A 12586-nucleotide genomic window follows, 5' to 3' on the forward strand; every position below is an offset into this window, starting at 1 on the left:
CCCTGATGGTGCGGGGGGTTGGCGGCGGATAGGGGCGCTGCCCCTCGGTCTGCGGCCTCACCCCGGCGAATTTGGGCCAAGCCGGAGTCCTGCCAAAAGGAAGGCTGCGGCTTCATCTTGGCAAAAATACTCCCGCCGGAGGCGCAGATGGATGCGGGGCGCAGGGGGTGCGGAGTGGTCATGGTCAATGCAGGTTGTGCTGGCTGCCCGTGCCTTCCTCGTCGAGGATATGGCCCGTGGCAAAACGGTTAAGCTTGAAGCGCGCGGCGACGGGGTGGGACTCTCCGGTCGCCATCAGATGGGCCATGCAGTAGCCAGAGGCGGGCACCGCCTTGAAGCCCCCATAGTTCCAGCCGCAATCGATGAAAAGGCCATCGACATGCGTCTTGTCGATGATGGGGGACCCATCGGGCGACATGTCCATGATCCCACCCCAAGACCGCAGGACCTTGGCCCGCCCGATCATGGGCATAAGCGTCATGCCCGCCTCCATCACATGTTCCACCATCGGCAGGTTCCCGCGCGAGGCGTAAGAGGCGTAGAAGTCCAGATCGCCGCCGAACACCAGACCGCCCTTGTCGGACTGGCTGATGTAGAAATGGCCCATGCCGAAGCTGACCACATGGTCGATAACGGGCTTCAGCCCTTCGGTCACGAAGGCCTGAAGAATATGGGATTCAATCGGCAGGCGCATTCCGGCCATGGCGGCGACCTGAGACGAGCGGCCCGCGACCACGATCCCCACCTTCTTTGCCTTGATCGCGCCGCGCGTCGTCTGCACGCCCGTGACGCGACCGTTTTCAATGTCGATGCCGGTCACTTCGCAATTCTGGATCAAATCGACGCCGCGCCTGTCGGCCCCGCGCGCATAGCCCCAAGCCACGGCATCATGCCGCGCCGTGCCGCCGCGCGGGTGGTAAAGCCCGCCATAGATGGGAAAGCGCGTTTGTTCGAAATCGAGATAGGGCAGCATCTCGCGCACCCCTTCCCGGTCCAAAAGGATCGCGTCATCCCCTTGATTGATCATGGAATTCCCGCGCCGGACAAAGGCATCGCGCTGGCCGTCGGAATGGAAAAGGTTGATCAACCCGCGCTGCGAATGCATCACGTTGTAGTTCAGGTCGATCTCCAACCCTTCCCACAGTTTCATCGAATGGCTGTAGAATTCGGAATTGCCGGGCAGGAAATAGTTCGCCCGCACGATGGTCGTGTTGCGCCCGATATTGCCGGACCCAAGATAGCCCTTTTCCAGCACCGCAACATTCGTCAGGCCGTGGTTCTTGGCCAGATAATAGGCCGTCGAAAGCCCATGCCCGCCCCCACCGATGATGATGGCGTCATATTCGGCCTTCGGGGCCGGATCGCGCCAAGCAGGCTTCCACCCTTTGTTGCCGAAAAGCCCTTCGGTGATGACCTTTAGCCCGGAGTAGCGCATCCCACCTGTCCCGTTCGCGAAGCGTGCCCAGCAAAGCGCCGCGCGGCGGAGGATGCAACCCCCGCCCGGCAAAGCCATTGCCGCCTGCGACAGGAAGATGTCGCTTTTCGCGACCTGTCCGCCGCCGATCTAGCGCGGGCCCCTTTGGCAAAGAACGGCGGCGGCGCGGCGAATCGCTGAACAGGCCGAAGAAAGGCTGCTTGTTTCACCAGCATGATCAGCAGCCGCGGAGCGAGCGGCTACGCCGCCCCGCCTGCCGATTTCTTGCGGCCGCCCAAAATTGCCTCGCTCAACGCGGCCTTTCAGGCGATTGCCATCCCTGTCACGCCTTTGAGGCTGACGAATTGACCGTCGCCGCCCGATCCATGCTTACCTATGGCGGGATGCGCGCAGGCACATCCCGCCCGCTGGGGTTACAACCCCTTGGACCGATAGGTCTGGGCCACGCGGCTGATCGACACGATATAGGCCGCCGTGCGCAGGTCATCGACATCGTCCCGCCCATGCCAGACCTCACGCATCGCGGCATAGGCGCTGCGCATCGTGTCATCGAGGCCTGATCGCACCAGCGCCAATTCATCCGACCCCGTCAGGAATTTTTCCTTGAAATCGGGGGCCAGCGTCCAGCCAAGGCCCTTGTCGGCACTAAGGCGTTCCAGTTCTTCGACGATCAGACGCGACCGGGCCTCTTCAGCGCGGCGCTGCATCCGGCCAAAGCGGATATGGGACAGGTTCTTGACCCATTCGAAGTAACTGACCGTCACGCCGCCCGCATTGGCATACATGTCGGGGATGATGACGGCGCCCTTCTGGCGCAGGATTTCATCCGCGCCAAAGGTAACGGGGCCATTTGCCGCCTCGATGATCAGGGGGGCCGAAATGCGCGCGGCATTGCCCTGATGGATCACCCCTTCCATCGCGGCGGGGATCAGGATGTCGCAGTCCTTTTCCAGAACCTTCGCGCCATCCTCGACATATTCTGCCCCGGCAAAGCCCTTCAGCCCCCCGGTTGCCACCATATGGGCGCGGACGGCCTCCACCTCCAGCCCGGTATCAGAGATCAGCGCCCCGTCGCGTTCGATAATGCCGGTGATCTTCACCCCATCTTCTTCCGACAGAAACTTGGCCGCGTGATAGCCCACATTGCCAAGGCCCTGCACCACGGCGCGCTTGCCATCCAGCCCGCCGGAAAGACCTGCCTTGGCCACATCTTCCTTGTGCCGGAAGAATTCCCGCAGGGCGAATTGCACGCCGCGCCCCGTCGCCTCCACCCGGCCCTGAATGCCGCCGGCATGGGGCGGCTTGCCGGTCACGCAGGCCTTGGCGTTGATGTCGGTGGTGTTCATCCGGGCATATTGATCGGCGATCCACGCCATTTCCCGTTCGCCCGTGCCCATGTCGGGGGCAGGCACGTTCTGCGCGGGGTGGATCAGGTCACGCTTGATCAGTTCATAGGCAAAGCGGCGGGTGATCTGTTCCAGTTCATGTTCGTCCCATTGGCGCGGGTCGATGCACAGCCCGCCCTTCGATCCACCAAACGGCGTTTCGACCAGCGCGCATTTATAGGTCATCAACGCGGCAAGCGCCTCGACCTCATCCTGACTGACCGACAGCGCATAGCGGATACCGCCTTTCACGGGTTCCATATGTTCGGAATGCACCGACCGATATCCCGTGAAGGTTTCGATCTTGCCCCGCAGGCGCACGCCAAAGCGAACGGTGTAGGTCGAGTTGCAGACGCGGATCTTGTTTTCCAGACCCGGCGACAAGTCCATCAGGCGCACGGCGCGATTGAACATAAGATCGACAGAGTCGCGGAAACTTGGCTCACCGGCGCGGATCATGGGTTCCTCCCTTCATGGCTCCTGCGGACCCGCACGCTGCCGCGGGCTGCGATGAGCATAGCACGGCGGGCGGCGGATCGGCGAAAGTCTAGAACGACAAGAGTTTCGCTTTGTTGAAGATCGCCCCAAGACCGTCCCCTTTCACACCCCCTTCCGGGCCTCTTTGCCCGCGATGCTGCCTCAATGCTGCCTAAAGAATAAATTAACCATTCTTACGTTCCGGAGCGTTTCTGGCGCGGGCCGAAGGGTCGAATGGACGGGGAAGATGACGAAAGCCATGCAATACAGCCGAAGGAATGGATTGCGCCCAGAAGAAGGGCGGCGCGAATCGTTCAAAAAGACAGGACTTGGGGCACCCCAAACACTGTCTGTGCGGCCATCACAATTATGGCGAAACTCTGCCGACCGTTTCCTGTGGCCCAGCCAATTTACCAAGATTTACCGCCCAGTCTTGCTCCGTGCCCAGCGTCTGTGCAGCCTTCATCCGTGGGGGCATCACGCATTGGCAGACCGGACATCCGGGCTGCGATCTTTTTGGAATGGGACAGACCGTCATGCCTAAATTTGCCCCCCGGCTTTTCGGCCATCCGTTCCGGCGCTTTATCAAGCGCGAGGATGGATCGCTTCTTGTGTTTGGCTTGTTTCTTTTTGCCACCTTCTTCCTGATGGGGGGCATGGCCGTCGATGTCATGCGCGCCGAAAACAAGCGCACCGCGTTGTCGCAAGCGCTGGATCGCTGCGCGCTCAACGCGGCGGCCTTGCGCCAGACGCTGGACCCCGAAACGGTGGTCCGCGATTGCGTTGATCGGGTGGGCCTTCTGCCGCAACTGACCGATGTGAATGTCACAAACGGGACGGGCCAGCGCTCGGTCGAGGCGATCGGGGATTACGAACTTGAAACCCTGTTCATGGGTGCCTCCGGGGTTGAAGAGCTTGACCTCCATGCCCGGTCTGTTGCCGAACAGCGCGCAACGAATATCGAGATCGCGATGGTCCTTGACGTGTCGGGGTCCATGAACAGCAACAACCGCCTTTCCGGGCTTAAAACCGCCGCGCGGAACTTCGTCAGCACGGTACTTGCGAACAATAACAACAAGATTTCGATCACCATGGTGCCCTATAACGGGCAGGTGAACCTTGGTCCCGCGCTGGCGGCCAAATACAACATCGCCAACCAGCATGGTCTGGGGGTTACGTCCAACGGCGACATGGCGACGGTAAACTGCGTCGACATGCCATCCTCCGTCTATGAAAGCACCGGGATTTCAACCTCGCTTCAGATGCAGGCGACGGGTTGGGTGGATGCTTGGTCGACGATGGCGAACGAGTATGGAAGCAGTATGTCGAACTGGCCGACCACATATTCGTCAACCAGTCGCTCCCCGAATGGAAGCAACGTCTGGTGCCCGCCCTCTTCCAGCAACATCGTGCGCCTGCCGGATAACGACGTCTCGGCGCTGCATACCTATATCAACAACCTCTCGGCCATTGGCGCCACCTCGATCAATGCCGGGATGAAATGGGGCGGTGCGCTGCTTGATCCGCAGGCGCGGTCGGTGGTGAATTCCTTCATCAGTGATGGCGAGGCCCCGCACCAAGCGCATGAGGTGGTGCCGAATGTCTTTACCGACCGCCCCTTCGATTACACCAAGCGGGACGCGCTGAAGATCATCCTTCTTCTGTCGGACGGCGAAAACTTTGGGGATGTGCGCTTGGGCGATGCCTACCGCACTGGCCTTTCGCCGATCTATAAGGGCAGCGACGGCCAATATTCCATCCGGCACGAAACGGGCCGCCCCTCGACGGCCGGAACGAACGAATACTGGGTTCCCCATCGTAACAGCAACGCAGGACAATGGCGCGCAACCTCTTGGGGCGGCAGCACCTCGACCGAAGGGGTTCAGATGACATGGCAAGAGGTCTGGCAGGAAATGCGCGTGTCCTATGTGGCATGGCACTTCTACGCCCGCGCCTTGGGCACAAGCTCCAGCTCGCGCCAAACCGTCTATAACACGTGGTGGGGCAATTTCCGTGACCAGCGCGGCACCAGCAGCTCGACCCCGGAAATGGACGCGGAACTGTCAGATATCTGCACGCTGACCAAACAGCAGGGCGTGCTGGTCTATACGGTCGCCTTCTCGGCCCCCACACGCGGCGTGACGGCCCTGCGCAACTGCGCCTCGTCGGATGGCCATTTCTTCCACTCCACCAACAACACGGCGCTGAACGCGGCTTTCCAATCCATCGCCACCAACATCACGCAGCTCAGGCTCGTGAACTGAGACGAGTGTAAAGAGATGATGAGTATCAAGCAGCTACTTCGGCGGTTCCGACGGGATGAGGACGGCAATGCGACGATCGAATTCGTCATTCTGATGCCGCTTGTCTTCACCATCTTTGCCGCCGCCTTGGAAAGCGGGTTGATGATGGTCCGCTGGACCAGCATCGACCGCGCGTCCGACATGGTGATCCGGTCGCTGCGTCTGGGCCAATACACCAACCCTGACGCGATCTTCCTGCGTCGCGAGATTTGCGACCGCACCTTCATGATCGAGAACTGCTTCGAAAACACCGTCGTCGACATCCGCAGGATCAACCGCACGACCTTTGTGATGCCGGATTTCAACGCCCCCTGCGTCACCCGGACCGACACGGTCATCCAGCCCGTCACCCAGATCGTGCCGGGCCAGCAGAATGACCTGATGCTGATCCGCGTCTGCGTGACGGTGGATGCGCTTTTTGCCGGGTCCACCTTTGCGGTTCCCATCACCTATGACGCGCAAGGCGGCTATGCGATCTCGGTCGCGTCCGTCTATGTCAACGAACCAAGCTGAGGGGGCATTGTGATGCCGCGCCTGTTTCGCCGCCTTCTTCTTCGCTTTCGCAAAAGCACCTCAGGCTCGCTGACGGTCGAGTCGGTCTTTGTGGTTCCCATGATGATGCTGGGCTTTTTTGGCTTTTTCGCCTTCTGGGATGCCTATCGCACGCAGAACACGGTGCAGAAGGCCGCCTATGCCGTTGCCGATATGCTGTCGCGCGAAATGGTCCCTGCGACGCAGCCTTTCCTTGATGGGCTGGAAGATACGCTGGAATTCCTGATCCGCCGGGATGCACGCATTCGCGTGACCAGCGTGCGCCGAATCTCCGACGGACCAACCGGTGTGACGGGACTTGAAGTGCTGTGGTCCTACTCGCCGGGCAATGTCATGCTTCCCCTGACGGACACCACCCTGTCCCAGATTGAACCTGCCATTCCCATGATGTCGATCGGGTCGAACATGGTGATGTTCGAGGTGGTGGTCCCCTATACGGGCGTGACCGATATCCTAGAGCTTGAGTCGCTGAACGAAGTCGTGGCGATGCGGCCGCGTTTCCTGCCGACCTTGTGCATGCAGGGCACGCTCTGCTGACCCTGAGCCGGAGCCGCGCCTTATGCGGCCCCGCGGGGCGGCTGTGCAGGGCGGCACGATCACCCTGCGCCACGCCGCCTTGAAGCGATGGGGGCGCAGGCCTAGCTTCCGGTCAGACCGCTAACCGGAGCCATGCCGATGTCGATCCGCCCCGTTCTTCAGGAAAACCGCGCCCAACCCACCTATGAAGGGGCGGGCGTGCATCTGCACCGCGCCTTTGGCTTTGGCGATCCGACGCGGCTGGACCCGTTCCTTCTGTTCGACGATTTCCGCAACGAAGACCCGCGCGATTATATGCGCGGCTTTCCGTGGCACCCGCATCGGGGGATCGAAACGATCACCTATGTGCTGGCGGGCGCGGTGGAACATGGCGACAGCCTTGGCAATCATGGGATTCTGAAGGGCGGCGACGTGCAATGGATGACCGCCGGGTCGGGCATCCTGCATCAGGAAATGCCGCGCGGGAATGCCAAGGGGCAGATGCACGGCTTCCAGCTTTGGGCGAACCTGCCCTCCTCGCTGAAGATGACCGCGCCGCGCTATCAAGATGTGAAGGGCAAGGACATCCCCGAAATCATGGATGACGATGGCACCGTGGTGAAGGTGATCGTCGGGTCTTTCTGGGGCAAGACCGGCCCGGTAGATGGCATCGCCGCCGATCCGCAATACCTTGATATCTATGTGCCCCCGAACCGCAAAAAGACCTTCAAGGTCGATACCTACCGCCGTGCCTTTGCCTATGTCTTTGAAGGTCGCGGCAATTTCCGCGATGCGGCCCCGCCCAAGGGTGTGCTGCTGGAAAAAGATCTGCGCGGGCAAGAGGTGAATATCCGCGACATGTCAGGCGACCGCACGCTCATCCAGTTCGGCACGGGCGATGAGGTGACGGTGACGGCAGGGCCGGATGGCATCCGCTTCCTTCTGATTTCCGGCGCGCCGATTCAGGAACCGGTGGCATGGCATGGGCCCATCGTGATGAACACGGATGCGGAAATCCGGCAGGCCATGGCCGATCTGAAGAACGGCACCTTCATCCGTCCCGCGCATTGACGCCGCGCGAAGCGGCGTTTCCTTCCCCGGCGCGGGCGGCTAGACTGCCACCGTCACCGTCGTCGGAACCGCGCATGATCCGCTTGCCCCTTGCCCTTTCGGCCCTGATCCTTATCGCGGGATGCAGCCAGCCCGGCTTTATCCAGACGGAAAATGTTGGCCCCGCCCCGCCGCTTTTGCCGGTCGAGGACATCCTTGCCGAGGAAAGCCCGCAGCTGGATGCAGAAGCCTCGGCTGCACTTGCCCTGCGCGCAGCTGCCTTGCGGGATCGGGCTGGGTTGCCCGCCGCCCCCACCACAAGCCCCGAAACGGACGGCTAGGCCGCGTTGCAAGGCCCGCGCCGACGGGATAACAGGGCGGGGTCGCCCTGAAGATGGAGTCTCCCATGCCCGCGCCCCTTCGCCTCGGTCTTGCCGGTCTGGGAACCGTTGGCATCGGGGTCGTCAAGATCGTCCAGCGCCATGCCGACCTGATCGCCGCCCGCGCCGGACGCCCGGTGACGATCACCGCCGTTTCGGCGCGCGACCGGGCCAAGAACCGCGATGCGGACCTGTCGGCCTATGCGTGGGAAACCGATCCCGTCGCGCTGGCCCGCCGTGACGATGTGGATGTCTTTGTCGAGGTGATGGGCGGCCATGACGGCCCCGCCAAGGCCGCAACCGAAGCCGCGATTGCCGCAGGCAAGGACGTGGTCACGGCGAATAAGGCACTGCTTGCCCATCACGGGCAGGCCCTTGCCGAAGCCGCCGAAGCTGCGGGCCGCGTGATCCGCTTCGAGGCCGCGGTGGCCGGCGGCATTCCCGTCATCAAGGCCCTGACCGAAGGCCTTGCCGGAAACCAGATGCGCCGCGTGATGGGCGTGATGAACGGCACCTGCAACTATATCCTCACCCGCATGCAGAATGCAGGCCTGCCCTATGAGACGGTCTTCGAAGAGGCGCGCCAACTGGGCTATCTGGAGGCCGACCCCAATCTTGACGTGGGCGGCATTGATGCGGGTCACAAACTGTCGCTGCTTGCCGCCATCGCCTTTGGCACCAAGGTCAGCTTTGATCGGGTGGAACTGGAAGGCATCGGCAATGTCTCGATCGACGATATCCGCATGGCCGATGACATGGGCTATCACATCAAGCTTTTGGGTGTGGCGCAGATGTCAGGCCGGGGGCTGGAACAACGCATGACCCCTTGCCTTGTTCCGGCGGAAAGCCCGCTTGGCCAATTGCAGGGCGGCACCAACATGGTTGTGCTGGAAGGCGACAGCGTGGGCCAGATCGTGCTGCGTGGCCCCGGCGCGGGCGAAGGCCCGACCGCCAGCGCCGTGATGGCCGATGTGATCGACATCGCGCGCGGCTTCCGACTGTCGACCTTCGGGCGGCCCGCGGCCACACTGGTTGAACCGGTCGCCGCAAAATCGGCCACGCCTGCGCCCTATTACCTGCGCATGACGCTTTTGGACAAACCCGGTGCGCTGGCCAAGGTCGCGACCTGCATCGGCGAGGCGGGCATCTCGATCGACCAGATGCGGCAGATCAACCAACCCGGCGAAGTGGATGACAAGGCCACGGTCCTGATCGTCACCCACAAGGCAGCACCCGCCGATATCGCCCATGCCCTGTCCACCTTTACCGCGACGGGCGTGGTGGTGGGCACCCCGGTGGCCATCCGCATCGAAGAGGTCTGACCCGCGCCCGAAAACTTTTCTCCGAAAAGTTTTCGCCCCCACAAATTTTTCATCCGAAAAATTTGCCCCCGCCCAGCAGGGCGGGCTGGGAAAATTCTTCGGACGAAGAATTTTCCTGCCATGGCCACCGTTAGCGTCACCATGCTTGCCGCCCGCCCCGCCGGGCGCTAAGCGGGCGCAAATGGCATGGGAGAGGGACACATGGCCGATAGGGAAGAATTTCAGGATCGCCTGCTGTCGCTGGGCCTCGCCCGCGTGTCCGAGGCTGCAGCCCTCGCCTCGGCGGCGCTGATCGGGCGCGGCGACGAAAAGGCCGCCGATCAGGCCGCCGTGAATGCCATGCGCAACCAGTTGAACCTTCTCGACATCGCGGGCGTCGTGGTCATCGGCGAGGGAGAGCGGGACGAGGCACCCATGCTCTATATCGGCGAAGAAGTGGGCACCGGGAACGGCCCCGCCGTGGATATCGCGCTTGATCCCTTGGAAGGCACCACCCTGACGGCAAAGGACATGCCTAATGCCCTTACCGTGATCGCCATGGCCCCGCGCGGGACACTCTTGCATGCGCCTGACGTCTATATGGACAAGCTGGCGATCGGTCCGGGCTTCCGCCCCGGCACCGTGACGATGAGCATGAGCCCCTCGGAACGCGTCTCGGCCCTTGCCGCCGCCAAGGGCTGCTCGACCGAAGATATCACCGTCTGCGTGCTAGAACGCCCCCGGCATGAAGAGATGATCAAGGAGATCCGCTCCACCGGCGCGGCGATCCGACTGATCACCGATGGCGATGTGGCGGGGGTGATGCATTGCGCCGAACCAGAGGTGACGGGGATCGACATGTATATGGGGTCGGGCGGGGCACCCGAAGGGGTGCTGGCGGCGGCGGCGCTCAAATGCATGGGCGGGCAGTTCTTCGGCAAGCTGCTGTTCCGCAATGAGGATGAGAAAGCCCGCGCCCGCAAAGCCGGCATCACCAATTTCGACCGCGTCTATACCCGCGACGATCTGGTGCGCGGCGATGTGATCTTTGCCGCGACGGGGGTGACGAATGGCTCGCTTCTGTCTGGGATCAAGCGCGAGCCGAAGATGGTGACGACCGAAACCATCCTGATGCGGTCAAAGACCGGATCGGTGCGGCGCGTGACCTATCGCAGCCCGATCCGCTGATCGAATTTACGTAATTTACGTAATCACAGGCATTGCAAGCCCTTTCCCGAAGGGCTTGCAGCCAGCGCCGCTTTGCGGCACTTCCGCTATATGACAGGTCGCGCCTTTCTTGATGTCGATGCCTCGCTTACGGGCCGCCGCTGGGTTGGGCCCACGGCAGAAGAGGACCGTCTGGCCGAAGCAATGGCCCAGCAGACGCGCCTTCCCCTTGCCCTGTGCCACACCCTCGTGCGCCGGGGGGTTGCGCCGCAGGATGCGGCATCCTTCCTTGCCCCGGCGCTGCGCGACCTCTTGCCCGACCCGCTGACCCTGCGCGACATGGGGCCAGCCGCTGCCCGCTTTCTGCGCGCGCTCAAGACCCGCGAAACCATCGCCGTCTTTGCCGATTACGATGTGGATGGCGGCACCTCGGCCGCGCTTTTGATCACATGGCTGCGCGCCATGGGCCATGGCGCAACGCTTTACATCCCCGACCGGATCGACGAAGGCTATGGCCCCAACATCCCCGCGATGGAGGCCTTGGCCAATAGCCACCGCCTGATCCTCTGCGTGGATTGCGGCACGCTTTCCCATGACCCGATCGCAGCCGCCGTAGCCAAGGGGGCGGATGTCGTCGTCCTTGACCACCATCTGGGGGCCGAAACGCTGCCCCCGGCGCTGGCCGTGGTGAACCCGAACCGTCAGGATGAGGATGGGTCGCTTGGCCATCTCTGTGCGGCCTCGGTTGTCTTTCTGATGCTGGTCGAGGCGAACCGCCAGCTGCGGGCCGAGGGCGTGCAAGGGCCGGACCTGATGGCGCTGCTCGATCTGGTGGCGCTGGCGACGGTGGCAGATGTGGCCCCGCTGATCGGCGTCAACCGCGCGCTGGTGCGGCAGGGACTGAAGGTCATGGCGCGACGCGAAAGAGTGGGCCTGCGGGCGCTGGCCGACGTGGCGCGGATGGATCAGGCCCCGAACAGCTATGCCTTGGGCTTTCTGCTTGGCCCGCGGGTCAATGCAGGCGGGCGGATCGGCGCGGCCGATCTGGGCGCGCGGCTTCTCTGCGCAACGGACGAGGCCGAGGCGCAGGCCCTTGCCGCCCGGCTGGACGAACTGAACACCGAACGGCGCGAGATCGAGATGCGCGTCCGCGACGCCGCCATGGCGCAGGCCGAGGCGCGGGGTCTGGATGCCCCCCTCGTCTGGGCGGCGGGCGAAGGCTGGCATCCCGGCGTGGTGGGCATCGTCGCAAGCCGTTTGAAAGAGGCGACCAACCGCCCCGCCGTGGTGATCGGGCTGGAGGGCGGGATGGGCAAGGGATCGGGACGCTCGGTCACTGGTGTCGATCTGGGTGCCTGCGTACATCGACTGGCTTCCGAAGGGCTTCTTGTTAAGGGCGGCGGCCATCGCATGGCCGCAGGCCTGACGGTCGAGGAGGGCAAGCTTGAGGCGGCGATGGCGCGGCTGTCCGACCTGCTGGCCCGCCAAGGCGCGGGCAGTGCCGGACCTGCGGACCTAAAGCTTGATGGGCTTTTGATGCCCTCCGCCGCTGACCGCGCCCTAGTGGAGCGGCTGGAAGAGGCGGGGCCCTTCGGTGCCTCTGCCCCTGCGCCGCGCTTTGCCTTTGCCGCCATGTCGCTGCGCGCCCGCCGCGTGGGGGAAACCCATCTGCGCGTCAGTTTCGGCGATGGCACAGGCCCCACGCTGGAAGCGATGGCCTTTGGTGCCTTTGACGGCCCCCTGGGCCCCGCGCTGATGGAGGCAGGGCATCAGAGGTTCCACCTTGCGGGCCGTCTGGAACTGAACACGTGGAACGGCAGCACCAAGGTGCAGCTGCGTCTGGAAGACGCCGCCCGCGCCTAAGCGGAAGGTTTGCCGTCATTTTCCCTCTTGCACCCGCCCCGCCCCGCGATTAGACACCCGCGCACTGACTGTGGCCCGTTCGTCTATCGGTTAGGACACCAGGTTTTCAACCTGGGAAGAGGGGTTCGACTCCCCTACGGGCTGCCAGCTTTCCCAA

At 63.0% G+C, this 12586-nt stretch carries 10 protein-coding genes and 1 tRNA gene; 9 read left to right on the top strand and 2 right to left on the bottom strand.

Annotated elements, in window-relative coordinates; genetic code table 11:
• Positions 1-184: 184 nt before the first annotated feature.
• Both QF092_RS08550 and QF092_RS08555 read right to left on the bottom strand, forming a co-directional pair.
• A complete protein-coding gene (locus QF092_RS08550; RefSeq protein WP_281469404.1) occupies positions 185-1435 on the bottom strand; it encodes a sarcosine oxidase subunit beta family protein in 1251 nt (416 codons plus the stop codon).
• Positions 1436-1848: 413 nt separating this feature from the next.
• Positions 1849-3276, bottom strand: a complete 1428-nt coding sequence (locus QF092_RS08555; RefSeq protein WP_281469870.1) for a Glu/Leu/Phe/Val family dehydrogenase — start codon at positions 3274-3276, stop codon at positions 1849-1851.
• Positions 3277-3818: 542 nt separating this feature from the next.
• On the opposite strand from QF092_RS08555, the gene QF092_RS08560 reads away from it, so the two are divergent.
• The 9 genes from QF092_RS08560 to QF092_RS08600 all read left to right on the top strand — a co-directional run bounded on the left by QF092_RS08560 (position 3819) and on the right by QF092_RS08600 (position 12576).
• On the top strand, positions 3819-5561 hold the full coding sequence (locus tag QF092_RS08560) for a TadE/TadG family type IV pilus assembly protein (protein ID WP_281469406.1): 1743 nt from the start codon (positions 3819-3821) through the stop codon (positions 5559-5561).
• Between the two features lie 18 nt (positions 5562-5579).
• Complete coding sequence (locus tag QF092_RS08565; protein WP_281469408.1) at positions 5580-6113, top strand: TadE/TadG family type IV pilus assembly protein; 534 nt, start codon at positions 5580-5582, stop codon at positions 6111-6113.
• 12 nt (positions 6114-6125) lie between these two features.
• Complete coding sequence (locus QF092_RS08570) at positions 6126-6689, top strand: TadE/TadG family type IV pilus assembly protein (protein WP_281469410.1); 564 nt, start codon at positions 6126-6128, stop codon at positions 6687-6689.
• A gap of 138 nt (positions 6690-6827) precedes the next feature.
• Positions 6828-7739, top strand: a complete 912-nt coding sequence (locus QF092_RS08575) for a pirin family protein (protein ID WP_281469412.1) — start codon at positions 6828-6830, stop codon at positions 7737-7739.
• 74 nt (positions 7740-7813) lie between these two features.
• Complete coding sequence (locus QF092_RS08580; RefSeq protein WP_281469414.1) at positions 7814-8059, top strand: hypothetical protein; 246 nt, start codon at positions 7814-7816, stop codon at positions 8057-8059.
• A 65-nt stretch (positions 8060-8124) separates the two neighbouring features.
• On the top strand, positions 8125-9420 hold the full coding sequence (locus QF092_RS08585; RefSeq protein ID WP_281469415.1) for a homoserine dehydrogenase: 1296 nt from the start codon (positions 8125-8127) through the stop codon (positions 9418-9420).
• Between the two features lie 201 nt (positions 9421-9621).
• Positions 9622-10587, top strand: coding sequence for a class II fructose-bisphosphatase (glpX, locus tag QF092_RS08590; RefSeq protein ID WP_281469417.1), 966 nt, complete (start codon positions 9622-9624; stop codon positions 10585-10587).
• A gap of 90 nt (positions 10588-10677) precedes the next feature.
• The gene (gene recJ / locus QF092_RS08595; protein ID WP_281469419.1) at positions 10678-12429 is read left to right on the top strand and encodes a single-stranded-DNA-specific exonuclease RecJ; all 1752 of its coding nucleotides are present in this window, start codon (positions 10678-10680) and stop codon (positions 12427-12429) included.
• A 72-nt stretch (positions 12430-12501) separates the two neighbouring features.
• Positions 12502-12576 (top strand) — tRNA-Glu (locus tag QF092_RS08600).
• Positions 12577-12586 lie beyond the last annotated feature (10 nt).

This window comes from Fuscovulum ytuae (genome assembly GCF_029953595.1).
In the GTDB taxonomy this organism is placed as follows: Bacteria; Pseudomonadota; Alphaproteobacteria; order Rhodobacterales; family Rhodobacteraceae; genus Paragemmobacter; species Paragemmobacter ytuae.